Annotated in this window: 25 protein-coding genes and 1 pseudogene (1 of these 26 cut by a window edge); 18 read left to right on the top strand and 8 right to left on the bottom strand. The window is 61.3% G+C overall.

Annotated features, from left to right (window positions below; translation table 11 throughout):
• Positions 1-396 carry the 5' portion of a CoA-acylating methylmalonate-semialdehyde dehydrogenase gene (locus tag AC3IT9_RS03390; protein WP_056725206.1) on the bottom strand. It extends 1,098 nt beyond the left edge of the window, so 396 of the gene's 1,494 nt are visible here — the first part of the coding sequence; the start codon lies at positions 394-396; its stop codon lies beyond the left edge, outside the window.
• 74 nt (positions 397-470) lie between these two features.
• On the bottom strand, positions 471-1,820 hold the full coding sequence (gene aptA, locus AC3IT9_RS03385) for an omega-aminotransferase AptA (RefSeq protein WP_150727764.1): 1,350 nt from the start codon (positions 1,818-1,820) through the stop codon (positions 471-473).
• A 138-nt stretch (positions 1,821-1,958) separates the two neighbouring features.
• On the opposite strand from aptA, the gene AC3IT9_RS03380 reads away from it, so the two are divergent.
• The 6 genes from AC3IT9_RS03380 to AC3IT9_RS03355 all read left to right on the top strand — a co-directional run bounded on the left by AC3IT9_RS03380 (position 1,959) and on the right by AC3IT9_RS03355 (position 8,485).
• Complete coding sequence (locus AC3IT9_RS03380) at positions 1,959-2,879, top strand: LysR family transcriptional regulator (protein ID WP_218430875.1); 921 nt, start codon at positions 1,959-1,961, stop codon at positions 2,877-2,879.
• Positions 2,880-3,088: 209 nt separating this feature from the next.
• Positions 3,089-3,739, top strand: coding sequence for a TetR/AcrR family transcriptional regulator (locus AC3IT9_RS03375; RefSeq protein ID WP_150727766.1), 651 nt, complete (start codon positions 3,089-3,091; stop codon positions 3,737-3,739).
• 6 nt (positions 3,740-3,745) lie between these two features.
• Positions 3,746-4,327 (top strand): IMPACT family protein, encoded by a 582-nt coding sequence (locus tag AC3IT9_RS03370; RefSeq protein ID WP_150756662.1) that lies wholly within the window; start codon positions 3,746-3,748, stop codon positions 4,325-4,327.
• Between the two features lie 548 nt (positions 4,328-4,875).
• Positions 4,876-6,441 (top strand): ABC transporter ATP-binding protein, encoded by a 1,566-nt coding sequence (locus AC3IT9_RS03365; RefSeq protein WP_489272041.1) that lies wholly within the window; start codon positions 4,876-4,878, stop codon positions 6,439-6,441.
• Between the two features lie 11 nt (positions 6,442-6,452).
• Positions 6,453-7,559, top strand: coding sequence for an ABC transporter permease (locus tag AC3IT9_RS03360; protein WP_489272040.1), 1,107 nt, complete (start codon positions 6,453-6,455; stop codon positions 7,557-7,559).
• Positions 7,559-8,485, top strand: a complete 927-nt coding sequence (locus AC3IT9_RS03355) for an ABC transporter permease (RefSeq protein ID WP_489272039.1) — start codon at positions 7,559-7,561, stop codon at positions 8,483-8,485. Before AC3IT9_RS03360 ends, AC3IT9_RS03355 begins: the two co-directional genes overlap by 1 nt.
• A gap of 72 nt (positions 8,486-8,557) precedes the next feature.
• On the opposite strand, the gene AC3IT9_RS03350 is transcribed toward AC3IT9_RS03355, so the two are convergent.
• On the bottom strand, positions 8,558-8,992 hold the full coding sequence (locus AC3IT9_RS03350) for a hypothetical protein (RefSeq protein WP_150727771.1): 435 nt from the start codon (positions 8,990-8,992) through the stop codon (positions 8,558-8,560).
• An 82-nt stretch (positions 8,993-9,074) separates the two neighbouring features.
• Between AC3IT9_RS03350 and AC3IT9_RS03345 the strand changes: the two genes are divergently transcribed.
• The 7 genes and pseudogenes from AC3IT9_RS03345 to AC3IT9_RS03315 all read left to right on the top strand — a co-directional run bounded on the left by AC3IT9_RS03345 (position 9,075) and on the right by AC3IT9_RS03315 (position 15,304).
• A complete protein-coding gene (locus tag AC3IT9_RS03345; RefSeq protein ID WP_150756635.1) occupies positions 9,075-9,431 on the top strand; it encodes a MerR family transcriptional regulator in 357 nt (118 codons plus the stop codon).
• 19 nt (positions 9,432-9,450) lie between these two features.
• Positions 9,451-10,140 carry an SDR family oxidoreductase gene (locus AC3IT9_RS03340; RefSeq protein WP_489272038.1) on the top strand — a complete coding sequence of 230 codons (690 nt, stop codon included), beginning with the start codon at positions 9,451-9,453 and terminating at the stop codon, positions 10,138-10,140.
• A 252-nt stretch (positions 10,141-10,392) separates the two neighbouring features.
• Positions 10,393-11,751, top strand: a complete 1,359-nt coding sequence (locus AC3IT9_RS03335) for an 8-oxoguanine deaminase (RefSeq protein ID WP_489272037.1) — start codon at positions 10,393-10,395, stop codon at positions 11,749-11,751.
• A gap of 324 nt (positions 11,752-12,075) precedes the next feature.
• The gene (locus AC3IT9_RS03330) at positions 12,076-13,158 is read left to right on the top strand and encodes a BMP family ABC transporter substrate-binding protein (protein WP_489272035.1); all 1,083 of its coding nucleotides are present in this window, start codon (positions 12,076-12,078) and stop codon (positions 13,156-13,158) included.
• Between the two features lie 25 nt (positions 13,159-13,183).
• Positions 13,184-13,270: pseudogene (locus tag AC3IT9_RS03325) on the top strand (metal ABC transporter ATP-binding protein); the annotation flags it as partial.
• A 32-nt stretch (positions 13,271-13,302) separates the two neighbouring features.
• A complete protein-coding gene (locus tag AC3IT9_RS03320) occupies positions 13,303-14,268 on the top strand; it encodes a 2-oxoglutarate and iron-dependent oxygenase domain-containing protein (protein WP_489272034.1) in 966 nt (321 codons plus the stop codon).
• Positions 14,269-14,350: 82 nt separating this feature from the next.
• Positions 14,351-15,304, top strand: a complete 954-nt coding sequence (locus AC3IT9_RS03315; protein WP_150727777.1) for an adenosine deaminase — start codon at positions 14,351-14,353, stop codon at positions 15,302-15,304.
• Positions 15,305-15,406: 102 nt separating this feature from the next.
• Here the strand turns inward: AC3IT9_RS03315 and AC3IT9_RS03310 are convergent, their stop codons facing one another.
• Together AC3IT9_RS03310 and AC3IT9_RS03305 are read right to left on the bottom strand one after the other, a co-directional pair.
• Positions 15,407-16,141, bottom strand: a complete 735-nt coding sequence (locus AC3IT9_RS03310) for an ArsR/SmtB family transcription factor (RefSeq protein ID WP_150756627.1) — start codon at positions 16,139-16,141, stop codon at positions 15,407-15,409.
• 316 nt (positions 16,142-16,457) lie between these two features.
• Positions 16,458-17,387, bottom strand: a complete 930-nt coding sequence (locus AC3IT9_RS03305) for a LysR family transcriptional regulator (RefSeq protein ID WP_150756626.1) — start codon at positions 17,385-17,387, stop codon at positions 16,458-16,460.
• Between the two features lie 124 nt (positions 17,388-17,511).
• On the opposite strand from AC3IT9_RS03305, the gene AC3IT9_RS03300 reads away from it, so the two are divergent.
• A complete protein-coding gene (locus AC3IT9_RS03300; protein ID WP_150756625.1) occupies positions 17,512-18,525 on the top strand; it encodes a zinc-binding alcohol dehydrogenase family protein in 1,014 nt (337 codons plus the stop codon).
• Between the two features lie 237 nt (positions 18,526-18,762).
• A complete protein-coding gene (locus tag AC3IT9_RS03295) occupies positions 18,763-18,936 on the top strand; it encodes a hypothetical protein (protein WP_008050343.1) in 174 nt (57 codons plus the stop codon).
• Between the two features lie 8 nt (positions 18,937-18,944).
• Here AC3IT9_RS03295 and AC3IT9_RS03290 read toward each other — a convergent pair whose 3' ends face one another.
• On the bottom strand, positions 18,945-20,141 hold the full coding sequence (locus AC3IT9_RS03290; RefSeq protein WP_489272032.1) for a multidrug effflux MFS transporter: 1,197 nt from the start codon (positions 20,139-20,141) through the stop codon (positions 18,945-18,947).
• A 90-nt stretch (positions 20,142-20,231) separates the two neighbouring features.
• Positions 20,232-20,429: a cation transporter gene (locus AC3IT9_RS03285; protein WP_150727782.1), complete on the bottom strand. Its 198-nt coding sequence runs from the start codon at positions 20,427-20,429 to the stop codon at positions 20,232-20,234.
• 148 nt (positions 20,430-20,577) lie between these two features.
• Between AC3IT9_RS03285 and AC3IT9_RS03280 the strand changes: the two genes are divergently transcribed.
• From AC3IT9_RS03280 to cueR, 3 genes are all read left to right on the top strand, one after another.
• Positions 20,578-20,961 carry a hypothetical protein gene (locus tag AC3IT9_RS03280; protein WP_150727783.1) on the top strand — a complete coding sequence of 128 codons (384 nt, stop codon included), beginning with the start codon at positions 20,578-20,580 and terminating at the stop codon, positions 20,959-20,961.
• A gap of 87 nt (positions 20,962-21,048) precedes the next feature.
• A complete protein-coding gene (locus AC3IT9_RS03275; protein WP_489272031.1) occupies positions 21,049-23,442 on the top strand; it encodes a heavy metal translocating P-type ATPase in 2,394 nt (797 codons plus the stop codon).
• Positions 23,439-23,852 carry a Cu(I)-responsive transcriptional regulator gene (cueR, locus tag AC3IT9_RS03270; protein WP_150727785.1) on the top strand — a complete coding sequence of 138 codons (414 nt, stop codon included), beginning with the start codon at positions 23,439-23,441 and terminating at the stop codon, positions 23,850-23,852. The genes AC3IT9_RS03275 and cueR overlap by 4 nt, the downstream gene beginning before the upstream one ends.
• 149 nt (positions 23,853-24,001) lie before the next feature.
• On the opposite strand, the gene AC3IT9_RS03265 is transcribed toward cueR, so the two are convergent.
• Positions 24,002-24,895, bottom strand: a complete 894-nt coding sequence (locus tag AC3IT9_RS03265) for a PA4780 family RIO1-like protein kinase (protein ID WP_150727786.1) — start codon at positions 24,893-24,895, stop codon at positions 24,002-24,004.
• Positions 24,896-24,899 lie beyond the last annotated feature (4 nt).

The following is a 24,899-nucleotide window of genomic DNA, read 5'->3' as shown; positions in this document are numbered from 1 at the left end:
GGCATCGATGTTCGGGCCGACGTTACGGCTGTACTCGCCCTTGAGGATTTCCGGGGCCGCGCAAGCGAACTCGACGTTCTCGATACCGCGCTTCAATTCACCGGCAGCATCTTCCAGGGTCTTGCCGTGCTCTTCGCTGATCAATTGCGAGATGCGAGCTTCGTTCTGCTCCAGCAGTTGCTTGAAGCGGAACATCACTTGGGCACGCTTAGCCGGCGGCGTGTTGCGCCAGGCCGGAAATGCAGCCTTGGCCGCGTCGATGGCGCTCTGGATGGTTTCGCGGGTCGCCAGCGGCAACTTGTGGATAGCCTGGCCGGTAGACGGGTTGAACACATCGACCGCGCGACCGTTCTCGGTCACCAGTTCGCCATTGATCAAATGCGGAATAACGCTCATGGAAGCTCCTGAAAAGTTGTCCACAGGCACCCGTTCCCAAGCGCCCGTTGTTTATAGGTATATAGAAGGAGAAATCAGTCGATCTTGCTCAGCACTTCGCCGACCGCGTCGAACAGACGATCCAGGTCCTGCGGCTTGCTGTTGAAGGTTGGGCCGAACTGCAGGGTGTCGCCGCCGAAGCGTACGTAGAACCCGGCTTTCCACAGCGCCATGCCGGCTTCGAACGGACGCACGATGGCGTCGCCGTCACGTGGCGCGATCTGGATCGCGCCGGCCAGGCCGAAGTTGCGGATGTCGATGATGTTCTTGGTGCCCTTCAGGCCATGCAGCGCGTTTTCGAAATGCGGTGCGACTTCGGCCACGCTCTGCACCAGGTTTTCCTTTTGCAGCAGGTCGAGTGCGGCAAGACCCGCGGCGCAAGCCACCGGATGCGCGGAATAGGTGTAGCCGTGAGGGAATTCCACCGCGTATTCAGGCGTCGGCTGATTCATGAAGGTCTGGTAGATCTCGGAGCTGGCAATCACCGCGCCCATCGGGATCGCACCGTTGGTGACTTGCTTGGCGATGCACATCAGGTCCGGGGTCACGCCGAAGGTGGTGGCGCCGAACATGGTGCCGGTACGGCCGAAACCGGTGATCACTTCGTCGAACACCAGCAGGATGTTGTGCTGGTCGCAGATTTCACGCAGACGCTTGAGGTAACCCTGTGGTGGAACCAGCACGCCAGCGGAACCAGCCAATGGCTCGACGAAGACCGCCGCGATGTTCGACGCATCGTGCAGTTCGATCAGCTTCAGCAGTTCGTCAGCCAGGGCAATACCGCCCTGCTCCGGCATGCCACGGGAGTAAGCGTTGCTTGCCAGCAAAGTGTGCGGCAGGTGGTCGACGTCCATCATCGCCTGACCGAACAGCTTGCGGTTGCCGTTCACGCCGCCGAGGCTGGTGCCGGCGATGTTCACACCGTGGTAACCACGGGCACGGCCGATCATTTTGGTCTTGGTCGACTGGCCTTTCAGGCGCCAGTAAGCACGGACCATTTTCACCGCGGTGTCCGCACACTCGGAGCCCGAGTCGGTGAAGAACACGTGGTTCAGATTGCCCGGGGTCAAGTCGGTGATTTTTTCAGCCAGTTGGAAGGACAGCGGATGGCCGTACTGGAAAGCTGGCGAGTAATCGAGAGTGCCCAGTTGCTTGGCGACCGCTTCCTGGATTTCCTTGCGAGTGTGCCCGGCGCCACAGGTCCACAGACCGGACAGCGAGTCATATACCTTGCGACCCTTGTCGTCGATCAGCCAGCTGCCTTCGGCGCCAACGATCAGGCGTGGGTCGCGCTGGAAGTTGCGGTTGGCGGTGTAAGGCATCCAGTGAGCATCGAGCTTGAGCTGGCTGGCCAGGGAAGTCGGGGCGTTTTCAGGCTGGTTCATGGGCGAAACCTCGCAAGGCAATAAGCGGCGTAAGGATTGAAAACCGTTGTTGCAGCTAAATTGCCACGGGGATAAAGTCTGTGAAATCCAACTCTTCTAATGTTCAGTCAGCCAATTACTAAACTTTGAGTAACCCGCATGAGCACTCGCCGTCCCGATCCGCTGGCCCAGGTCAGCGACTTTGATATCCGCCTGCTGAGGATTTTCCGCAGCGTGGTGGAATGCGGCGGTTTCTCCGCGGCGGAAACCGTGCTGGGCATCGGTCGCTCGGCAATCAGCCAGCAGATGAGCGATCTGGAGCAGCGCCTCGGCCTGCGCCTGTGCCAACGGGGACGTGCCGGGTTTTCCCTGACCGAAGAGGGCCGCGAGGTCTATCAATCGGCGTTGCAGCTGTTAAGTGCGCTGGAAAGCTTCCGCACCGAGGTCAACGGCCTGCACCAGCACTTGCGCGGCGAATTGATCATTGGTTTGACGGACAACCTGGTCACCCTGCCCCATATGCGCATCACCCATGCCCTCGCACAATTGAAAGAACGCGGCCCGGACGTGCAGATCCAGATCCGCATGATCGCGCCCAATGAAGTCGAACAAGGCGTGCTCGACGGTCGCCTGCACGTCGGCGTGGTGCCGCAGGCCAGCGCACTGTCGGGGCTGGAGTATCAACCGCTGTATAGCGAACGTTCGCTGCTGTACTGCGCGGTCGGTCACCCGCTGTTTTATGTCGACGACAAGCAACTGGACGACGAACGCCTGAACAGTCAGGACGCCATCGCACCCACCTTCCGCTTGCCAGCGGAGATCCAGGCTCACTACCAGGCGCTCAATTGCACCGCCAGTGCCTCGGACCGCGAAGGCATGGCGTTCCTGATCCTGACCGGGCGCTACATCGGTTATCTGCCGGATCACTATGCGAGTCTTTGGGTGCAGCAGGGGCGGTTGCGCGCGTTGAAAGCCAGAACGCGCTTCTATGACCTGAGCCTGGCGTCGGTCACCCGCAAGGGGCGTCGACCCCATCTGGTGCTGGAGAGTTTTCTCGAGAGCCTCGCGGCGACGCGTTGAAAATTGTGGGAGCGGGCTTGCTCCGGGCGGCGTTCCGACGAAGAGGCCGTGTCAGTCGATATCTGCATAGCTGACACACCGTCTTCGCGAGCAAGCCCGCTCCCACAGTAGATTGCGGTGTAGTGTTTTATTGTGTGAGGACTTGTCTGAAGTCGGTGGGTACGTTATCAACGCACTGGCCGCCCCCACTCATCTTCTCGGAAGTGCCTATGACCTTTGAAGTCCCAGCCCACGGCGGAAAACCCGTCAGCCGCATTCGTCAGAAAAACGAAGAGACCATCATCAAAGCCGCCGAAGACGAGTTCGCCCGTCACGGGTACAAAGGCACGAGCATGAACACCATCGCCCAGAATGCCGGGCTGCCCAAGGCGAACCTGCATTACTACTTCACCAACAAGCTCGGTTTGTACGTGGCGGTGTTGAGCAACATCATCGAGTTGTGGGACAGCACCTTCAACACCCTCACCGCCGAGGACGATCCGGCCGAAGCCTTGACCCGCTACATCCGCGCAAAAATGGAGTTCTCCCGACGCCAGCCGCAAGCCTCGCGGATATTTGCCATGGAAGTCATCAGCGGCGGTGAATGCCTGACCGAGTACTTCAACCAGGATTATCGCGCCTGGTTCCAGGGCCGTGCGGGCGTGTTCCAGACGTGGATCGACGCCGGTAAAATGGACCCGGTCGATCCGGTGCACCTGATCTTCCTGTTGTGGGGCAGCACCCAGCACTACGCCGACTTCGCCACGCAGATCTGCCGCGTCACCGGGCGCTCCAGGTTGACCAAGCAAGACATGGAAGACGCCGGGGACAACCTGATCCGCATCATTCTCAAAGGCTGCGGCCTGAAACCTGCCATCTAAGCACTTATGCCATTTACCCTCAGCGGTTTTTGCGAATACCGCGAAGAGATTCGCAAGAGCCGCTTCATTACCTTCGCCGCGCCGATCTCCAGCCCGGCCGAGGCCCAGGCGTTCATTGAGCAGCACAGCGACTTGAATGCCTCGCACAACTGCTGGGCCTGGAAACTCGGCGATCAATATCGCAGCACCGATGATGGCGAGCCCGGCGGTACGGCCGGCCGGCCGATTCTGGCAGCGATCGAGGCGCAGGATTGCGATCAGGTCGCGGTGCTGGTGATTCGCTGGTATGGCGGCATCCAACTGGGCACCGGGGGGCTCGCCCGGGCTTATGGCGGGGGTGCAAACAAATGCCTGCAGGCGGCGCCAAAGATCGAGCTGATCAGCCGGGTGCCGCTGCGTTGCGCTTGCGGATTTGCCGAATTGGCCCTGGTCAAGCTGCGGGTGGCAGAGGCAGGTGGATTGGTTGTGGATGAAAGCTTCACCGCCAATGGTGTCGAGTTGCAGTTGGCCGTGGGCGCTGCGCAGATCGACACCTTGCAGTCACAACTGGCCGATTTGAGTCGCGGACGTATTTTGTTGCAGCGCTAAAAGCGCTTCAGTTCAGGCTGCGATTTTTTGGGGCACGCCGCTTTTTCACTTATTCCATATTTGCCCACATCTGCTGTGCACCCGCCTGTGGATAACCTGAGCACATACCGCTGTAACCCTTCTGTCATGCGGCTTTGCGGTCTTTGCTCAATTTTCGTCCAATCTGCCATCAAGCACATCAAATTCAAATAAAAACAAACAGTTACAACGGTTTATCGCCTTTAGAAGAAAGCCACTCAGTGCTTATGCCCGTGCTCTGAGCTTGCACACAAATACTGTGGAGCAATCTGTGGATAACCCGTTCATGGCCGCCTCGGCGCCCTGCACGGTATGGCTTGTGGTCGATTGCTCATTTTTTGAGCAAAAGCGCACGAGCAAAATCGGGGCTTGATTTGCACCCTTGCCCCCATGTGGTGCCGGGCTGCGCGTGGCACATTTGAAAGCTGCGTACTCAACGCCTCTGCTCGCAGGGCTTCGAGGTTTTCCTGACCTAGTGGCCAGAAAATTGCTTTATCCACAGGCACAAGTCCAACAGCACCGAGCCTGTCATGCCCAATCACGCTTCAATCCCCGACCCGGTTCCGCGCCTGCAACTGCGCAGAATCACAAAACGCTACCCCGGTTGCCTGGCCAACGATGCCATCGACCTGACCATTGCCCCTGGCGAGATCCATGCCCTGCTCGGCGAAAACGGCGCAGGCAAAAGCACGCTGATGAAGATCATCTACGGCGTGACCCACGCCGATTCCGGCGAAGTGATCTGGCAAGGTCAGCGGGTGAGCCTGCGCAACCCGGCCCAGGCCCGGGGTTTGGGAATCGGCATGGTGTTCCAGCATTTCTCGCTGTTCGAAACCCTGAGCGTGGCGCAGAACATCGCCCTGGCCATGGGTGCGGCGGCAGGCACACCCAAACAGCTTGAGCCGAAGATTCGCGAGGTGTCCCGGCGCTACGGCATGGCGCTGGAACCTGAGCGACTTGTCCACAGCCTGTCGATCGGTGAACGGCAACGGGTGGAAATCATTCGCTGCCTGATGCAGGACATCCGCCTGTTGATTCTCGATGAGCCAACTTCGGTGCTGACGCCGCAAGAGGCCGACGACTTGTTCGTCACCCTGCGCCGGCTCGCCGCCGAAGGCTGCAGCATTTTGTTCATCAGCCACAAGCTTGGGGAAGTGCGTGCGTTGTGCCACAGCGCGACGGTACTGCGCGGCGGACGGGTGGCCGGGCATTGCCTGCCGGCGGAGTGTACGGATCAGCAGTTGGCGCGGTTGATGGTCGGTGAAGCCGCGGAGTTGATCACCGATTATCCAAAGGTGACTGGCGCTGCGACGTTCCTCAGTGTGAATGGCTTGTCCTGGCACAACCCCGACCCGTTCGGTTGCTCGCTCAAGGACATCGACCTTGAAGTGTGTGGCGGTGAAATTGTCGGCATCGCCGGTGTCGCCGGCAATGGCCAGGATGAGTTGCTGGCCTTGCTCAGCGGCGAAGCACTGCTGCCCCGCAATGCCAGCGCGACGATCCGTTTTGGCAAGGAGCCCGTCGCCCATTTGCGTCCCGATGCTCGCCGCCAACTCGGCCTGGCGTTCGTTCCCGCCGAACGCCTGGGTCATGGTGCGGTGCCGGAGCTGAGCCTGGCGGACAACGCGCTGCTGACCGCTTTCCAACAGGGACTGGTGAGTAAGGGCCTGATCCAGCGCGGCAAAGTCGAAGCACTGGCCGAGGAAATCATCCGCCGTTTCGGGGTCAAGACACCCGATAGCCAGGCGCCGGCCCGCAGCCTGTCCGGCGGCAACTTGCAGAAATTCATCCTCGGCCGGGAAATCCTTCAGCGACCAAAACTACTGGTCGCCGCGCACCCGACCTGGGGTGTGGACGTCGGCGCGGCCGCCACCATCCACCGCGCCTTGATTGCCTTGCGCGATGCCGGCGCGGCGATCCTGGTGATTTCCGAAGACCTCGACGAACTGTTCCAGATCAGCGACCGCCTCGGCGCCCTGTGCGGCGGTCGACTGTCCGCGCTCCACGCCACAGTCGACACGCGTCTGAGCGATGTCGGCGGCTGGATGGCCGGCCAGTTCGGCGCCCCTCAATCACTCGCATCCGCCACGCGTTAACGGAGTGTCACATGCTGCTTTCTCTTGAACCCCGCGGCCAGCAATCGCGCCGGATGCTGTGGTGCTCGCCGTTGCTGGCGGCTGCACTGACCCTGGGCTGTGGATCGCTGTTGTTTATCGCACTCGGGCACGACCCGCTGCTGACCTTGCACACCTTGCTGATCGCCCCGGTCAGTGACCTGTATGGCGTCTCCGAATTGTTGGTCAAAGCCCTGCCGATTCTGCTCTGCGCATTGGGCCTGGCCGTCGCCTATCAGGCGCGCATCTGGAACATCGGTGCCGAAGGTCAACTGCTGCTCGGTGCGTTGGCCGGCAGCGCGCTGGCGGTGAATATCATCGATATGCAAAGCCGCTGGGCGCTGGTGCTGATCTTGCTTACCGGCACCTTGGCCGGAGCTGCGTGGGCCGGGCTGACGGCGTGGTTGCGCACGCGTTTCAACGCCAATGAGATCCTCACCAGCATCATGCTCAATTACATTGCCCTGAACCTTTTGCTGTATTGCGTGCACGGCCCACTGAAAGATCCGGAAGGTTTCAATTTTCCGCAATCAGCGATGTTCGGTGACGCCAGCCGCTTGCCGCTGCTGATGGAAGATGGCCGGGTCCACGCCGGGGTTTACTTCGCCCTGCTCGCGCTGGTGACCGTGTGGGTGTTGTTGCAGAAAAGCTTTGTCGGTTTCCAGATCAAGGTGCTCGGACTGGACAAGCGTGCCGCCGGTTTCGTCGGCTTTCGCGAGAAGCGCCTGATCTGGCTCGCACTGTTGATCAGCGGCGGTCTGGCGGGGCTGGCCGGCGTGTGCGAAGTCACCGGTCCCATCGGCCAACTGGTGCCGCAAGTCTCGCCGGGCTACGGCTACGCGGCAATCACCGTGGCGTTTCTCGGCCGGCTTAACCCCATCGGCATCCTGTTTTCCAGCCTGTTGATGGCGCTGCTGTACATCGGCGGCGAAAGCGCACAAATGAGCCTGAACCTGCCGCAAGCGATCACCCAATTGTTCCAGGGCATGATGCTGTTTTTCCTGCTGGCCAGTGATGTGCTGATCCTCTACCGACCGCGCTTGAACCTGCGCTGGACCCGCCGCGCGCAAGCCACCGCCGTACAAGCAGGAGCGCTGTGATGGATATCGATCTGCTGAGCAATATTTTCTACGCCATGGTCCGCTGCGGTACGCCGTTGCTGCTGGTGGCGCTGGGGGAACTGATCTGCGAGAAAAGCGGCGTCCTCAACCTGGGCCAGGAAGGCATGATGCTGTTTGGCGCGGTGATCGGTTTCATCGTCGCGTTCAACACCGGCCACCTGTGGCTCGGCGTGTTGCTGGCGATGCTCGCCGGGATGCTGTTGTCGTCGCTGTTCGCCCTGGTGGCGTTGGTGTTCAACGCCAATCAGGTGGCCACCGGTCTGGCCCTGACGATTTTCGGCGTCGGCCTGTCGACCTTTGTCGGTGCGGCGTGGGTCGGCAAGCCGCTGGCGGGGTTCGAGCCGATGGCGATTTCCTATCTGAGTGAGATCCCGTTGATCGGGCGGATGCTGTTTGCCCAGGACCTGTTGGTGTATCTGTCATTCGGGCTGTTTGCGCTGGTGGCCTGGGTGATTCTGAAAAGCCGCGTCGGGCTGATCATTCAGGCGGTCGGGGAAAACCCCGATGCGGCCAGCGCCATGGGCTTGCCGGTGCTGGCGGTGCGGACCCTGGCGGTGTTGTTCGGCGGTGCGATGGCAGGGCTGGCCGGGGCTTATCTGTCCCTGGCCTACACACCGATGTGGGCGGAAAACATGAGTGCCGGGCGCGGCTGGATTGCCTTGGCGCTGGTGGTGTTCGCCAGTTGGCGGGTGTGGCGCCTGCTGCTTGGCGCGTACCTGTTCGGGCTCGCCAGCATCCTGCACCTGGTGGCGCAGGGGTTGGGGCTGGCGATTCCGTCGAACCTGCTGGCGATGTTGCCGTATGTCGCGACCATTGTGGTGCTGGTGTTGCTGTCACGGGATGCGCTGCGCACACGGTTGTATGCGCCGGTGTCGTTGGGGCAGCCGTGGCAGGCTGGGCATTAGTGGTTGTCTGGGCGGGCCTCTTCGCGAGCAAGCCCGCTCCCACAGGGATCGCTGGCATGGCAACAATCCAAGTCACACAGCAGAACCTTGTGGGAGCGGGCTTGCCCGCGAAGGCGTCCGAACAGGCAACACCTGAGCCACGCCCCACGCCAATTCAAACACCAGAAAAACTGCCAGCAACGAACTCGCGCCATGGATAAGGGCATATGCCTGCCAGGCCGAGAACAGAAACCTGCCCACGGCGTCATACCGCCCATAAACCTGCTGCGGATCACGAATCCGCAGCACCGACCATATGCAGACAATCGACCCCAGCAGATTCGCCATCAGCATGTGCACCGGCTCGAACGGTGGCAGCTCACCGGGCAAATTTAACGCCTGACTCAACCCCGTCAAAACCCCATGCAACGCCGCAAAACTCCACGGCGTGACAAACGCGACCGTCACGATCAGGTCATACCAGGCACTGCCTTGCACCAACCGGCGATATTGCGCTGTAGTCCACATCGACATTGCTCCATCAATTCAGGGAGCAACAAGGCTAAAGCCTGGAGTATGCTCCAGGGTCAAGCCCTCTCGAGACGTCATGATGCGCATCGGTGAATTAGCCCAGGCCAGCGCCGTCAGCCGCGACACGCTGCGCTTTTACGAGCAGCGCGGGTTGATCGCGGCGCAACGCAGCGCCAACGGGTATCGCGACTATCCGCCAGACATGGTGCAACTGGTGCAGTACATCAAGACCGCTCAACGTCTGGGCTTTACCCTCGGCGAGATCGGCAACAGCGTCGCTACAATCTGGCAATCGCCCGATCCAGACAGCGCCGTCACGCAACTGCTGCAAGACAAACTCAAACTGATCGAAGCCCGCATGGCCGAACTCGGCGCGCTGCGCGATGAGTTGCAACAACGGCTCGGGCAACAGTGTCCATTGAATCCACGACTCTGAATTTTCAAGGAAGCCACTCATGTCCAAGGCAAAAACCGCACTCATCATCGGCGCCTCCCGGGGGCTTGGCCTCGGGCTGGTGAAAACCCTGCTGGCCGATGGCTGGCAAGTCACCGCCACCGTGCGCGATCCGCAAAAAGCCGAAGCCTTGCAGGCCCTGGGCGATGTGCGGATCGAAAAACTAGACATGGACGATCAGCAGGCGGTGTCCGCCCTGAGTCAACAACTCAAGGGCGACGTGTTTGACCTGCTGTTCGTCAATGCCGGGGTCAAGGGGCCGGATGTCCAGACGCCGAACGGCGGCGCGACAATGGCCGAAGTCGGTCAGCTGTTTTTCACCAACGCCGTGGCGCCGATCAACCTGGCCCAGCGTTTTGTCGAGCAACTGCGCCCGGACACCGGCGTGCTGGCCTTCATGAGTTCGGTGCTGGGCAGCGTGACCATGCCCGATGCGCCAGAACTTGCACTGTACAAGGCCAGCAAGGCGGCACTGAATTCCATGACCAGCAGCTTCGTCACTCAGTTGGGCGAAACCGGGCTCACCGTGCTGTCGCTGCACCCGGGCTGGGTGAAAACCGACATGGGTGGTGAAGGCGCGGACATCGACGTGGAAACCAGCACCCGTGGCCTGATCGATCAAGTGAATGCGTATGTCGGCAAGGGCGGGCATCACTTCATCAACTACCGGGGTGAAACCATTCCCTGGTAACACCCCATAACCTGTGGGAGCGAGCCTGCTCGCGATGGCGGTGTATCAGGCACAGATGTTGTCGACTGACACTCCGTCATCGCGAGCAGGCTCGCTCCCACAGGGTTACTCTTCGTCTGGTCGGGTTGGGCTTGCCCGCCAGAGCGTTTTGATCGACACTGCGCACCTCGCCTCCCCGGCGAACCTGGATCAGCAGACAGGGCAACACTGAGCTGGCAACCCTGAACCCAACTTTCAGAGGAGCCGGCCAACATGCCTGCGACCCGTACCTGGTTAAAAAATCCCCTCGCCATTTTCACCTCCAACGGTCTCGATGCCCGTGGCGGTCTGGTGCTGCAAGACGGTTTGATCGTCGAAGTACTCGGCGCCGGTCAACAACCGTCCGCACCGTGCAATGAAGTGTTCGATGCCCGCGAGCATGTGATCCTGCCGGGCCTGATCAACACCCATCACCACTTCTATCAAACCCTGACCCGCGCCTGGGCGCCGGTGGTCAACCAGCCGCTGTTCCCGTGGCTGAAAACCCTGTACCCGGTCTGGGCACGCCTGACCCCGGAAAAACTCGCCCTCGCCACCAAAGTCGCGTTGGCTGAATTGCTGCTGTCCGGTTGCACCACCGCGGCTGACCATCACTACCTGTTCCCGGAAGGTCTGGAAAACGCGATCGACGTGCAGGTCGAGAGCGTTCGCGAGCTGGGCATGCGCGCCATGCTCACCCGCGGTTCCATGAGCCTCGGTGAAAAGGACGGTGGCCTGCCGCCGCAACAGACCGTGCAGGAAGGCGAAGTGATCCTCGCCGACAGCCAGCGGCTGATCGCCGAATACCACGAACGCGGTGACGGCGCGCAAATCCAGATCGCCCTGGCACCTTGCTCGCCGTTCTCGGTGACACCGGAAATCATGTCGGCCAGTGCCGAACTGGCTAACAAACTCGACGTGCGCCTGCACACCCACCTGGCAGAAACCCTCGACGAAGAAGATTTCTGCCTGCAACGCTTCGGCCTGCGCACCGTGGACTATCTGGACAGTGTTGGCTGGCTTGGTCCGCGTACCTGGCTGGCCCATGGCATCCATTTCAACCCGGATGAAATCGCCCGCCTCGGCGGCGCCGGCACCGGCATTTGCCATTGCCCGAGTTCGAACATGCGCCTGGCCTCGGGCATCTGCCCGACCATCGAGTTGACCGATGCCGGTGCCTTGCTTGGTTTGGGCGTGGACGGTTCGGCGTCCAACGATGCCTCGAACATGATGCTCGAAGCGCGTCAGGCGTTGTACATCCAACGCCTGCGCTACGGCGCCGAGAAGATCACCCCGGAGCGCGTGTTGGGTTGGGCGACCAAGGGTTCGGCGAGCCTGCTGGGCCGTACCGATATCGGCGAATTGGCGGTGGGCAAGCAGGCTGACCTGGCGATGTTCAAGCTCGATGAACTGCGCTTCTCCGGCAGCCATGATCCGGTCTCGGCGTTGCTGCTGTGCGGTGCTGATCGCGCGGATCGAGTGATGGTCGGCGGCAAGTGGCGGGTGATCGATGGGCAGGTCGAAGGGCTGGATCTGAAGGGGTTGATTGCTGATCACAGCCAGGCGGCGCGGCAGTTGATTGCTGGGGTCTGACGAACACCGAGTAAAAAATGTGGGAGCGGGCTTGCTCCGGGCGGCGTTCCGACGAAGGCGTTGTATCAGTCAATATTTATGTGACTGACACACCGCCTTCGCGAGCAAGCCCGCTCCCACATTGGTTTTGTGGATGGGCGCACCAGTGGATGGCAGTTGTGCAAGGACATGCACTGTTATCGGACTTCAAGGACCTGTCGCGAGCCTGCTCGCGATAGCATCACCGCGGATTCATGTTTTGTTGTCTTGTTGGTCAGCAATTTGCATTGCCCTGTGCAAGCCAGAGAGCCCAGCCAACCTCACAACAAAATGGAGTTCCAATTCATGCACAACCGTCCGTTGAAGAAGCTGCTTTGCGCCGTTGCGGCAGCCATCGGTTTGAGCGCCAGCCTGACCGCCGCAGCCGCCGAGCCGCTGAAAGTCGGCTTCGTCTATATCGGCCCGATTGGCGACCACGGCTGGACGTATCAGCATGAACAGGGGCGTAAGGAACTCGCGGAAAAATTCGGCGCGCAGATCACCACCAACTACGTGGAAAACGTCGCCGAAGGCGCCGACGCCGAGCGGGTGATCCGCAATATGGCCAAGGACAAATACGACCTGATCTTCACCACCTCCTTCGGCTACATGAACCCGACGGTGAAAGTTGCCAAACAGTTTCCCAAGGTGACCTTCGAACACGCCACCGGCTACAAGCAGGACAAGAACCTTGGCACTTACCTGGCGCGCACGTATGAGGGCCGCTACGTCGGCGGCTTCCTCGCGGCGAAGATGACCAAGACCAAGAAGGTCGGCTACGTCGCCTCGTTCCCGATCCCGGAAGTGATCCGCGACATCAACGCCATCCAGCTGGCCCTGAACAAGTACAACCCCGGCACCGAGATCAAGGTAGTGTGGGTCAACTCATGGTTCGATCCGGGCAAGGAAGCGGATGCAGCCAACGCGTTGATCGACCAGGGCGTGGACGTGGTGTTCCAGCACACCGACAGCCCCGCGCCGATCCAGGCGGCCGAACGTCGCGGCGTGTACGCCGTGGGCTACGCTTCGGACATGGCGCACTTCGGACCGAAAGCGGTACTGACCTCCATCGTCAACGACTGGGGCCCGCACTACGTTCAGGCAACCCAGAGCGTGATCGACCATGACTGGAAACCCCAGGACTACTGGGGCGGTTTGAAGGAAGGCACCGTTGAGCTGCCGATCAGCGACCTGGTGCCGGCGTCGGTGAAGAGCGAAGCCGAGCAGCTCATCGCCGACATCAAGAGCGGTGCGCTGCAACTGTTCACCGGGCCGATCAAGGATCAGGCCGGGGTCGAGAAAATTCCGGCGGGCGTGAGCGCGACCACGGCGGAACTGGCGTCGATGAATTACTACGTGGAAGGCATGAAGGCCGAGATTCCGAAGTAACGTTTTAACCACAACACAAAACCCTGTGGGAGCGGGCTTGCTCGCGAAAGCGTCATCTCAGTCGATGTATATGTCGCCTGACACACCGCTTTCGCGAGCAAGCCCGCTCCCACATTGGATCTTCAGCGTTCTTAAGGACTGCGCATGAACAGCCTCCCCATCATCGACATCACCCCGCTCTACAGCGCCGACCAAATCGCCTGGCAAACTGTCGCCAATCAAATCGACCTCGCCTGCCGTGAGTGGGGCTTTTTCTACATCAAGGGCCACCCGATCAGCACTGCGCGAATCGACGAGCTGCTCGATCACGCCAAGCGCTTCTTCGCCCAACCCGCCGCCGAAAAGCTCAAGATCGACATCACTCAAACCCGTCACCATCGCGGCTACGGCGCCATTGCCACCGAGCAATTGGACCCAAGCAAACCCAGCGACCTCAAGGAAACCTTCGACATGGGCCTGCACCTGCCGGCCGAGCACCCTGACGTACTGGCGGAAAAACCCTTGCGCGGCCCCAATCGCCATCCGTCCATGACCGGCTGGGAAGCGTTGATGGAACAGCACTACGTCGACATGCAAGCCCTCGCGCAAACGCTGTTACGGGCAATGACCATCGCACTGGGAATTGAGCGCGATTTCTTCGACACACGCTTCAATGACCCGGTCAGCGTGCTGCGGATGATCCATTACCCGCCACGCCACACCGCCAGTTCCGAAGAGCAGCAAGGTGCCGGGGCGCACACCGACTACGGCTGCATCACCCTGCTCTATCAGGACGCCGCCGGTGGCTTGCAGGTACGCAACGTCAAAGGCGAATGGATCGACGCGCCGCCGATCGAAGGTACGTTCGTGGTCAACCTCGGCGACATGATGGCGCGGTGGAGCAATGACCGTTACCTGTCGACGCCGCACCGGGTGATCAGCCCGCTCGGCGTGGATCGTTATTCGATGCCGTTCTTCGCCGAGCCGCACCCGGATACCCGCATCGAATGCCTGCCCGGCTGTCAGGACGCATTGCACCCGGCGAAATACCCGCTCACCACCTGCGCCGAGTTCCTGCTCTCGCGCTTCGCCGATACCTACGCTTACCGACGGGGACTGGAAGCGGTGTGATGAACCGCCTGGTCAGGTTTTACCAATTGTTGCGGCAACCCTCTGTAGAATGGCGACCATTGCACCTGATGAGAAAAGAATTATGTACGACTGGCTGAACGCCCTGCCCAAGGCAGAGTTGCACCTGCACCTGGAAGGCTCGCTGGAACCCGAGCTGTTGTTCGCCCTGGCCGAGCGCAACAAGATTGCCTTGCCATGGAACGACGTCGAAACCTTGCGCAAGGCGTATGCCTTCAACAACCTGCAGGAGTTCCTCGACCTGTATTACCGGGGTGCCGATGTGCTGCGCACGTCCCAGGATTTCTATGACCTGACCTGGGCGTACCTGCTGCGCTGCAAAGAGCAGAACGTGATTCACACCGAACCGTTCTTCGACCCGCAGACCCACACCGACCGTGGCATCCCGTTCGAGGTGGTGCTCAACGGCATCGCCGCCGCGCTGAAGGATGGCGAGCAGCAACTGGGCATCACCAGTGGTTTGATCCTGAGCTTCCTGCGCCATCTGAGCGAAGACCAGGCACAGAAAACCCTCGACCAGGCGTTGCCGTTCCGCGATGCGTTCGTCGCCGTGGGCCTGGACAGTTCCGAGATGGGGCACCCGCCAAGCAAGTTCCAGCGCGTGTTCGACCGTGCCCGTCACGAAGGCTTCCTGACCGTCGCCCACGCCGGTGAAGAAGGCCCGCCCGAGTACATCTGGGAAGCCATCGACCTGCTGAAAATCCAGCGCATCGACCATGGTGTGCGCGCCATCGAAGACGAGCGCCTGATGCAGCGAATCATCGACGAGCAGATCCCGCTGACCGTATGCCCGTTGTCGAACACCAAGCTTTGCGTGTTCGATCACATGTCCCAGCACAACATTCTCGACATGCTGGAGCGCGGCGTAAAAGTGACCGTGAACTCCGACGACCCGGCGTACTTCGGTGGCTATGTCACCGAGAACTTCCATGCGCTGCACACCCACTTGGGCATGACCCAGGATCAGGCCAAACGCCTGGCGCAGAACAGCCTCGATGCGCGGTTGGTGAAGCCCTAAAGTCAAACGCAAATCCTTGTAGGAGCTGGCTTGCCAGCGATAAGGCCATCACCTCCAGTGTTGATGCTGGTTGGGAGGCCGCCATCGCCGGCAAGCCGGCTCCTACAGCGCCATTTCCAACTCGGTTTCCTGGGCAAAGCGATGAATTTCGCGCTGCCCGGAGGCCGTCACCTGCAAGGCTCGGGAATCGTTGGGCAGGCTCAGCCACCCCGACTGCATGAACAGCTGCAACAGTGCCGCGCCTAGCGAGCCGCCCAAGTGCGGGCGTCTTTCGCTCCAGTCAGGGCACGCGCAGGCAACCCTGCCGTTGTGATGGGCCAGCGCCTGGATGAACACGCCCCGTGCCGCCAACTCCGTCGCGCCCTTGAGCGTGACCGTGACCCGCTGATCAAAGTGTTCGATCCAGCCTGCCTCCAGCAGTCGCTGATACAGATCGGCGGACAGGGTGCCCCCCAAGTGATCGTCGCACAGTCGGGCACTCAGCAATGACGAACGCACCGCCCGGGGTTTGGCGAGAGGCACATTACGCTTGAATACGTCCGGAATATCCTGGGGTGCGCTGGCGAAGGTCGCGCTGGCCAGTGCTTCGATTGCCGCCCCGACCTCGGGCGCGGCCAGGCGGAAGAAGCGTTTGCGGCCGCGGTTTTCAACCCTCAGCAGACCTCCGGCGGACAAACGTCCCAGGTGTGCACTGGCCGAAGACGGTGACAGGCTGGCCAGCAATGCCAACTCTTCGGTTGTTCGCGCCGAACCATCCATCAAGGCCCACATCATTGCGCTGCGCTTTGGGTCAGCCAGCAATGTGGCGATCTGGCTGATGCAAGGTGCATGTTCCATGTATTCACTCCCTGTTGAATCGATTCGTCTACTGCCCAGAGAAATCTTGACCAGTAATGTGTCGTCGGCCAATCCGTGGAAACTGCCATAAGCCCGGCAACGCCTTGCTCACTCATTAGCGCTGCCTGGCCGATGCTGCGAAGGCCAGAAGGTTGACCGTGCAGCCGGGCCGACTCGTACGTGGACCCGCCATTGGGGGATCGACGCTACGTATATGATGAGGGCGTTAGTATATTCGGGTTGGTCGGCGGATCCTTTCCTCCGCCCGGCGTAGGTGGTGATCGTTCCTGAGGGAAATTTCTCTTTTTTTGGGCGACTAATGATCGATTTCCGCAAAACCTGGAAATTGACTGCTCAAAAGGGCGCATCGTCTGGCAAGCATTTGACGCAACAGGTTCACCGGCTTACTCAATTGTGCGCGATGGGCGCACAGCAGATTCAACGGTGCGCGCTCACAGAGCAGCTCGGGCATCAGCACCTTCAAGCGGCCGGCCAGTACATCGGCGGCCACATCGAGCCAGGACTTGTAAGCGATCCCGGCTCCTGCCACGGCCCAAAGGCGCACGACATCGGCATCGTCACTGAAACGATCGCCGCTGACGGTCAGGCTGACTTCGCGTTTGCCGTCGTGAAAACTCCAGTGATCGTGAACCCGGCTGCCGAGCATGTACAACAGGCAATTGTGCTGTGCCAGTTGCTCCAGATGCCGCGGCTCGCCATGCCGGGCCAGATAGCCGGGAGCGGCGCACAGCACCCGGCGGTTCTGCGGGGCGATGGGCAGCGCCACCAGGCTGGAGTCCTCCGGTTCACCGTAGCGCAGGGCAATGTCTACCGGTTGACGAAACAGATCGGCGATGCGGTCCCCCAGCAGCAGGCGCACGGTGAGTTTCGGGTGCTCGCGTTGAAACTCATCGAGCCAGGGCAGCAGCAGGTTGCGGCCAAAGTCCGATGGCGCCGACAGTTGCAGCACCCCGCTGACCTGGTCCTGACCACTGGCCAGCAATCGCCGGCCCTCGTCGAGATTGCTCAGGGCCGCGCGGGCGTACTCGAGAAAGCCCTCGCCTTCGGCGGTCAGGCGCAGGCTGCGGGTCGAACGGGCCAGTAAACGGGCGCCGAGTTGCTGTTCGATGCGCTTGAGCGCCGCACTGGCCACCGCCGCCGACATGTCCATGCCCCGTGCGGCGGCGGACAGACTGCCAAGGTCCGCCGCCCGGACAAACAACTGCAAGTCATCGAAACGCAGCATCAGAGCACCGATTATCAAAAAAATATTGAAAGAGACTGCTCTTTTAGCCGGTTTTATCTTCAGGAGAAATAGCCAATCATCTGCCTCATCGAATCTATTCTTTATTAGTGTTCCGGAGCCGCCCATGAAAGCCATTGCCTACTACGCCTCGTTGCCGATCAGTGACGACAAGGCTCTGCAAGACATCGAATTGCCGGACCCGGTTGCCGGTCCCCGCGACTTGCTGGTGGAAGTCAAAGCCATCTCGGTCAACCCGGTAGACACCAAGGTGCGCCAGAACGTCCAGCCCGAAGGTGGTGCGGCCAAGGTGTTGGGTTGGGATGTGGCCGGTGTGGTCAAGGCGGTGGGCAGTGAGGTGACACTGTTCCAGGCCGGCGACAAGGTGTATTACGCCGGCTCCATCGCGCGTGCGGGCGGCAACAGCGAGTTGCATGTGGTGGACGAGCGCATCGTCGGCCACATGCCAAAGACCCTGGGTTTCGCCGAGGCCGCTGCCCTGCCCCTCACCGCGATCACGGCGTGGGAGCTGTTGTTCGAGCGCCTGCAAGTGCGCGAAGGCAAAACCGACGAAGGCCAGAGCCTGTTGATCGTCGGCGCGGCGGGTGGCGTGGGCTCGATGCTTACGCAGCTCGCTCACCAACTGACGGCCCTGAAAGTCATCGGCAGCGCTTCGCGTGCGCAGACCCAAAGCTGGGTGAAGGAACTGGGCGCCGATCTGGTGATCGACCATAGCCAGCCACTGAGCGAAGCACTCAAGCGTGCCGGCGTGGATCAGGTCACCCACGTCGCCAGCCTGACGCAAACCGACCAGCACCTGGACCAATTGGTCGAGGCATTGGCACCCCAAGGCAAACTGGCGCTGATCGATGACCCCAAGTCGCTGGATGTGACCAAGCTCAAGCGCAAGAGCCTGTCACTGCACTGGGAATTCATGTACACCCGTTCGCTGTTTGAAACCGCGGACATGATCGAGCAGCACAACCTGCTCAATCGCGTCGCCTGGCTGATCGATGCCGGGACCCTGAAAACCACGGTGGGCGAACACTTCGGCACAATCAATGCGGCCAACTTACGCCGTGCCCATGCCCTGCTGGAGAGTGGCAAAGCCAAGGGCAAGATTGTGCTGGAAGGGTTCTGAAGCGCTGAAAAAAACCGCCGCTGATTTCATCGCCTTCTGCTGTTTTCCGACTGCGACCGGGCAATCCCGGTCGCAGACAGCCTCTGTGGGCACCCTCGAAAAGTCGCGTTTTTTTTAGTTACAAACCGTCAGTCCGACAGTTGATCCTTGTCACAATGGTGAGCGTATACGGGACTACAATCGAATCTCCTGCGAGGTATTCTTTTGCGTAACGTCTTTTACGAGAGGTGATCAGCTATGAAGATCCTGATAAAAGAACTGGCAAAATCCCAGTGGCAAGTCCGCCTTGACCAACATGCTGTGACGTTCCGCAGCGAAGCAGAAGCTCGCGCTTTCACGCGTACCCTTGAAGCCCGTATCCAGGCCCCTCACCAGATTCCCGTCCTCCTTGCGCAGCGTGCAGCCGGCTGACTCCGGCCTCAAACCTGGGCTTGCGCCAGCGCCCGGGCATTTTGCAAACGCCGGGTGAGCACCGCTGCGCTCACCACCAGAATTCCACACAGGCTGATGACCATGGCCATCGGCACGGCGCTGCCGTCGTGCAGCACGCCCACCAGCGCAGAGGCGCCGGCAGCCACGCTGAATTGCAGACAACCGAGCAGCGCCGACGCGCTGCCGGCCCGTGCGCCCTGCCCGTTCATCGCACAAGCCGCCGCGTTGGGGCTGATGCAACCGAGGCTGGCGATACAGATGAACAATGGAATCAGCAGCGGCCACAGTTGTGCCGGGTGCAGAGAGCTGACAGCGAGCAGGGCCAAGCCGGCCGCCAGATAGACCCACACCGCGCGCGCCAGCAAGAACGTCGGGCCACGCTTGGCCAGTAACCGCGCGTTGACCTGCGCCACCAGAATGAAGCCCGCCGCATTGATGCCGAACAGCCAGCCGAAATGCTCGGCCGCAACGCCGTAGAGCTTGATGATGATGAAGGGTGAACCGGCGATGTAGGCAAACATCCCGGCGATGGCGATGCCCCCGGTCAAGGCATGGCCAAGAAATATCGGGTCGGCCAGCAATCGGCCGTACTGACGCAGCGCACCCGACAGCGGTTGACGCGGCATGTGGGCCGGCATGCTTTCCGGTAATCCCATCGCAACCGCCAGCCCCGCCAGCGCACTGAAACCGGTCAAGGCCAGGAAGATCGACTGCCAGCCTGTGGTGTTGACCAACAACCCACCCAGCAATGGCGCGAGAATGGGGGCAAGCCCCATCACCAGCATCAGCTGCGAAAAGACTTTCGCCGAGCCCACCGCATCACACTTGTCGCTGACCACCGCCCGGGAAATCACCATCCCCGCGCAGCCGCCCAACGCCTGGATGAAACGCGCGCCGATCAGCCATTCCAGGTTCGGCGCATAGGCGCACGCCACGGATGCAGCGGTGAACAGGCCGACTCCGATGAGCAATGGAATGCGTCGCCCGAAACGATCCGCCACCGGGCCATAGGCCAACTGACCGATGGACAAGCCGAGGAAGTACACCGCCAACGTCATCTGAACGTGATTTTCGTCCGTCCCGAAAGCCAGAGCCATGGCCGGGAAGGCCGGCAAGTAGAAATCGATCGCCAGCGGACCGAAAGCGCTCAAGGCGCCAAGAATCAGAATGGTACGAAAGTTCATCAGGCATCCAGTGGGGCAGTAGTCGGCAGCCCGACAGTCTAGCCGCGCATGGACGCCTTGAACATTCCGGTAGCTCGCTAACTATCAAATTCAGGCCAGTTTGACGCCGTAGCCCTCTTCGCTGATCGCCTCGATCACTTGCTGGGCGGTCAGCGCACTTTCGACACCGACCTCCCTGGCCGCCAGATCGACCCGCACACTGGCTGCGGGGTCTTTGGCCTGGACCGCCTGAGTGATGGCCTTGACGCAGTGGCCACAAGACATGCCTTCAACGTTGAACACTTGCATGGGATGACTCCTTTTCCGAGGGTTGAACCCAGTTTCGAGCTTGCCACCATGGCAAGGTCAAGTTCTGACGTTAACTGCCGGGCTGGCAATCGGTGCGACGCTCGGCCAAGCTGCGTCCATCAATGACTCGAACTCAGGAGATTCAGCCATGCGCTGGTCAGTTTTCAGCCTGTTTGGCTTTCTCAGCCTTTTCGCCACCGTGCCTTCGGTCAATGCTGCCGGTCAGGATTATGGCGTGCTGATCATTTCCCGCGAGCGCCTGGAAGTCGCGACCAGCTGCGAGATCGGTGTGTACATCCAGGATCAACTGGCAGCGCGTCTGTTTCAAGAACAGAGCACCTCGTTCAACCTGCCGCCGGGCATTGTATCGCTACGTCTGAAACTGCTGCCGGGCCAGGTCCCGGGTTGCAATCCGGGCATGCTCGCGCCGGGCTCGCAGGATATCCAGCTCAAGGCCGGGGATGTGCTCAAGTACCGGATCGCGATGACGCAGGAAGGGATGTACCTCAAGCGCGCCGGTCTTGGTTACTGATGGGTTACTTGATCTGAAACATGGCACTTGACCTTGCCAGCATGGCAAGGTTGATCCTGTGGTCATCTACTACAGGGAGTGCGACCGATGTCCGAATCCACCACGTTCGACCTGCCGATTGCCGGCATGACCTGCGCCAGTTGCGCCGGACGGGTCGAGCGCGCCTTGAGCAAAGTCATTGGCGCCAGTGCCGTCAGCGTCAACCTCGCCACTGAACAGGCGCGGGTCCAGGCACCCAGCGACAGCCTGCCGGCCCTGATGGATGCCGTGGCCAAGGCCGGCTACAGCGTGCCGCAGCAGAGCCTGGAATTGAGCATCGACGGCATGACCTGCGCATCCTGCGTCGGTCGCGTCGAACGTGCGCTGGGCAAGGTTGCCGGAGTGAAAAGTGTCAGCGTCAACCTGGCCAACGAACGCGCCCACCTTGAACTGCTCGGCCAGATCGATCCGCAAACCTTGATCACCGCGGTGGCCAAGGCTGGCTACAGCGCCACCATATGGGAAGCCGAACACCCGACAACCGATAATCAGCAACAGCGCCTGCATCGCGAACGCCTGGCCTTGATCATCGCCATTGCCCTCGCCTTGCCGCTGGTATTGCCGATGCTGCTGCAGCCATTCGGCGTGCACTGGATGCTCCCGGCCTGGGTGCAATTCGCCTTGGCCACGCCGGTGCAATTCATCTTCGGTGCACGGTTTTACGTCGCCGCCTGGAAAGCCGTGCGCGCCGGAGCCGGCAACATGGACCTGCTGGTCGCCCTGGGCACCAGCGCCGGGTATGGCTTGAGCCTGTACGAATGGGCCACCGCCGCCGGGCGCATGCCGCATCTGTATTTCGAAGCCTCGGCGGTGGTGATTGCCCTGGTGCTGCTGGGCAAGTACCTGGAAAGCCGCGCCAAGCGCCAGACCGCCAGCGCCATCCGTGCCCTCGAAGCCTTGCGCCCGGAACGGGCGATCCGGGTGATCGATGGCCACGAGCAAGACGTCGCCATCAGCGCCCTGCGCCTCAATGACCTGGTGATGGTCAAACCCGGCGAACGCTTCCCGGTGGACGGCGAAGTGGTTGAAGGCCAGAGCCATGCCGACGAAGCCCTGATCAGCGGCGAGAGCCTGCCGGTGCCCAAGCAGCCCGGCGACAAAGTCACCGGTGGCGCGATCAACGGTGAAGGCCGGTTGCTGGTGCGTACCCAGGCCCTCGGTGCGGAAACCGTGCTGGCGCGGATCATCCGCTTGGTGGAAGACGCCCAGGCCGCAAAAGCGCCGATCCAGAAACTGGTGGATAAAGTCAGCCAGGTGTTCGTGCCCACCGTGCTGCTGATTGCCCTGGCCACCCTGATCGGTTGGTGGCTGTATGGCGCGCCGATGGAAACCGCGCTGATCAACGCCGTGGCGGTGCTGGTGATCGCCTGCCCGTGCGCCCTGGGCCTGGCCACGCCGACGGCGATCATGGCCGGCACCGGCGTGGCGGCACGGTACGGGATTCTGATCAAGGACGCCGAAGCACTGGAGCGTGCCCATGAAGTCAGCGCGGTAGTGTTCGACAAGACCGGCACCCTGACCTCCGGCGCCCCGCGCATTGCGCATCTGAGTGCCATCGACGGTGATGAGGCGAGCCTGCTGCAATTGGCCGGCGCCCTGCAACGCGGCAGTGAGCACCCGCTGGCCAAGGCTGTTCTGGATGCCTGTGCCGAGCGTGGATTGAAGGTGGCCGATGTCAGCGACAGCCAATCCCTGACTGGTCGCGGCATCGCCGGCAACCTCGAAGGGCGTCGCCTGGCACTGGGCAACCGTCGCCTGCTGGAGGACAGCGGCTTGAATGCCGGGCCGTTGGCCGACTCGGCAAAAGCGTGGGAAAAAGAAGGCCGGACCTTGTCCTGGCTGATCGAGCAATCCCCAGAACCACAGGTGCTGGGCCTGTTCGCCTTTGGTGACACCCTCAAGCCCGGCGCGCTGCAAGCGGTGCAACAACTCAGCGCAAGGAACATCAGCAGCCACCTGCTGACCGGCGACAATCGCGGCAGCGCCAAGGTGGTCGCCGAGGCGCTGGGCATCCACGATGTGCATGCCGAAGTGCTGCCGGCAGACAAAGCTGCCACGGTCGCCGCACTGAAACAAACCGGTGTGGTGGCGATGGTCGGCGACGGCATCAACGACGCCCCGGCACTGGCCGCCGCCGACATCGGCATCGCCATGGGGGGCGGCACCGACGTCGCCATGCACGCGGCCGGTATCACCCTGATGCGCGGCGATCCGCGACTGGTACCGGCCGCGCTGGAGATCAGTCGCAAGACCTACGCCAAGATTCGGCAGAACCTGTTCTGGGCCTTCGTCTATAACCTGATCGGCATTCCGCTGGCGGCGTTCGGCTTCCTCAATCCAGTGCTGGCCGGTGCGGCGATGGCGTTGTCGAGCGTCAGCGTGGTGAGCAATGCGCTATTGTTGAAAACCTGGAAACCCAAGGACCTGGAGGACAACCGATGAACATCGGCCAAGCGGCCCGCCACAGCGGCCTGAGCGCAAAGATGATCCGTTATTACGAATCCATCGGCCTGCTCAAGGCGGCCCATCGCACCGACAGCGGCTACCGGGTATACGGCGATGACGACCTGCACACCCTGGCGTTCATCAAGCGCTCGCGGGACCTGGGGTTTTCCCTGGAAGAAGTCGGCAAGTTGCTGACCCTCTGGCAAGACCGCCAACGCGCCAGCGCCGATGTGAAAGCCCTGGCCCGCCAGCACATCGATGAGTTGAACCAGAAGATCCGTGAACTTGGCCAGTTGCGCGACACCTTGCAGGACCTGGTTGAGCACTGTCAGGGCGATCATCGCCCGGATTGCCCGATTCTTAAGAATCTGGAGTCGGGGTGTTGTGCCACTCCGACTCAAGCCTGATCCCTGTGGGAGCGAGCCTGCTCGCGAAAGCGGTGTATCTGTCACCTTGATGTCGGATGTACCGACGTCTTCGCGAGCAGGCTCGCTCCCACACTGGATTTGTGTTGCGCACAAAAAACCCGGCCAAAGCCGGGTTTTTCTTTAACCGATCACTGCATCCACGGTGGAGGCGGTTCTTCGGTCTTGCCCGGCGGAGCATCGTCCGCCGCACGTACGGCTTGCTTGCGCTCTTCATCCAGGCGCGCGGCCTCGATCTCGCGCATGATTCCGCCCACGTCGGCCAACTCTTCCGTGTCGGCGAACTCGCCGGTCAGGACACTGGCCGGGTGCAAGGTGCCAGCCTCGTACAAGGCCCACATTTCCTTGGCGTACTTGGTCTTCTTCAACTCCGGCGCAAACCGCCCGAAGTAGGACGCCATGTTGCCCACATCCCGCTCCAGCATGCTGAACGCGTGGTTGTTGCCCGCCGCGTCCACCGCCTGCGGCAGGTCGATGATGACCGGGCCGGTCGGCGTCAGCAGCACGTTGAACTCGGACAAGTCGCCGTGCACCAGACCGGTACACAGCATCAGCACGATCTGGGAAATCAGATACGCGTGATACTCCCGGGCCTGGTCCGGCTCCAGCACCACATCGTTCAGGCGTGGCGCGGCATCACCGTACTCGTCGGCCACCAGCTCCATGAGCAGCACGCCTTCGAGGAAGTCGAACGGCTTGGGCACCCGCACACCGGCATTGGCCAGACGGAACAGCGCCGCCACTTCGGCGTTCTGCCAGGCGTCCTCGGTTTCCTTGCGGCCAAACTTGGAGCCCTTGGCCATCGCACGGGCCTGACGGCTGTTGCGTACCTTGCGGCCTTCCTGGTACTCGGCCGCCTGACGGAAACTGCGTTTATTCGCCTCCTTGTAGACCTTCGCGCAACGCAACTCGTTGCCGCAGCGCACCACATAAACAGCTGCTTCTTTACCACTCATGAGTGGGCGCAGCACCTCGTCGACCAGACCGTCCTCGATCAGGGGTTCAATGCGTTTTGGAGTCTTCATCAGC

The organism is Pseudomonas sp. KH_046_1 (assembly GCF_057839025.1).
This window is presented reverse-complemented; position numbering and strand designations above follow the sequence as displayed.

Bases quoted from the DNA above. Each gene is read 5' to 3' on its own strand.
- AC3IT9_RS03290 (WP_489272032.1), bottom strand. From the start codon at position 20,141: ATGAACTTTCGTACCATTCTGATTCTTGGCGCCTTGAGCGCTTTCGGT.
- AC3IT9_RS03285 (WP_150727782.1), bottom strand. From the start codon at position 20,429: ATGCAAGTGTTCAACGTTGAAGGCATGTCTTGTGGCCACTGCGTCAAG.
- AC3IT9_RS03305 (WP_150756626.1), bottom strand. From the start codon at position 17,387: ATGCTGCGTTTCGATGACTTGCAGTTGTTTGTCCGGGCGGCGGACCTT.
- AC3IT9_RS03310 (WP_150756627.1), bottom strand. From the start codon at position 16,141: ATGGAACATGCACCTTGCATCAGCCAGATCGCCACATTGCTGGCTGAC.
- AC3IT9_RS03350 (WP_150727771.1), bottom strand. From the start codon at position 8,992: ATGTGGACTACAGCGCAATATCGCCGGTTGGTGCAAGGCAGTGCCTGG.
- AC3IT9_RS03345 (WP_150756635.1), top strand. From the start codon at position 9,075: ATGCGCATCGGTGAATTAGCCCAGGCCAGCGCCGTCAGCCGCGACACG.
- AC3IT9_RS03315 (WP_150727777.1), top strand. From the start codon at position 14,351: ATGTACGACTGGCTGAACGCCCTGCCCAAGGCAGAGTTGCACCTGCAC.
- AC3IT9_RS03365 (WP_489272041.1), top strand. From the start codon at position 4,876: ATGCCCAATCACGCTTCAATCCCCGACCCGGTTCCGCGCCTGCAACTG.
- AC3IT9_RS03265 (WP_150727786.1), bottom strand. From the start codon at position 24,895: ATGAAGACTCCAAAACGCATTGAACCCCTGATCGAGGACGGTCTGGTC.
- AC3IT9_RS03380 (WP_218430875.1), top strand. From the start codon at position 1,959: ATGAGCACTCGCCGTCCCGATCCGCTGGCCCAGGTCAGCGACTTTGAT.
- AC3IT9_RS03275 (WP_489272031.1), top strand. From the start codon at position 21,049: ATGTCCGAATCCACCACGTTCGACCTGCCGATTGCCGGCATGACCTGC.
- AC3IT9_RS03295 (WP_008050343.1), top strand. From the start codon at position 18,763: ATGAAGATCCTGATAAAAGAACTGGCAAAATCCCAGTGGCAAGTCCGC.
- AC3IT9_RS03335 (WP_489272037.1), top strand. From the start codon at position 10,393: ATGCCTGCGACCCGTACCTGGTTAAAAAATCCCCTCGCCATTTTCACC.
- AC3IT9_RS03300 (WP_150756625.1), top strand. From the start codon at position 17,512: ATGAAAGCCATTGCCTACTACGCCTCGTTGCCGATCAGTGACGACAAG.
- AC3IT9_RS03370 (WP_150756662.1), top strand. From the start codon at position 3,746: ATGCCATTTACCCTCAGCGGTTTTTGCGAATACCGCGAAGAGATTCGC.
- AC3IT9_RS03340 (WP_489272038.1), top strand. From the start codon at position 9,451: ATGTCCAAGGCAAAAACCGCACTCATCATCGGCGCCTCCCGGGGGCTT.
- cueR (WP_150727785.1), top strand. From the start codon at position 23,439: ATGAACATCGGCCAAGCGGCCCGCCACAGCGGCCTGAGCGCAAAGATG.
- AC3IT9_RS03320 (WP_489272034.1), top strand. From the start codon at position 13,303: ATGAACAGCCTCCCCATCATCGACATCACCCCGCTCTACAGCGCCGAC.
- AC3IT9_RS03355 (WP_489272039.1), top strand. From the start codon at position 7,559: ATGGATATCGATCTGCTGAGCAATATTTTCTACGCCATGGTCCGCTGC.
- AC3IT9_RS03375 (WP_150727766.1), top strand. From the start codon at position 3,089: ATGACCTTTGAAGTCCCAGCCCACGGCGGAAAACCCGTCAGCCGCATT.
- AC3IT9_RS03280 (WP_150727783.1), top strand. From the start codon at position 20,578: ATGCGCTGGTCAGTTTTCAGCCTGTTTGGCTTTCTCAGCCTTTTCGCC.
- AC3IT9_RS03360 (WP_489272040.1), top strand. From the start codon at position 6,453: ATGCTGCTTTCTCTTGAACCCCGCGGCCAGCAATCGCGCCGGATGCTG.
- AC3IT9_RS03330 (WP_489272035.1), top strand. From the start codon at position 12,076: ATGCACAACCGTCCGTTGAAGAAGCTGCTTTGCGCCGTTGCGGCAGCC.
- aptA (WP_150727764.1), bottom strand. From the start codon at position 1,820: ATGAACCAGCCTGAAAACGCCCCGACTTCCCTGGCCAGCCAGCTCAAG.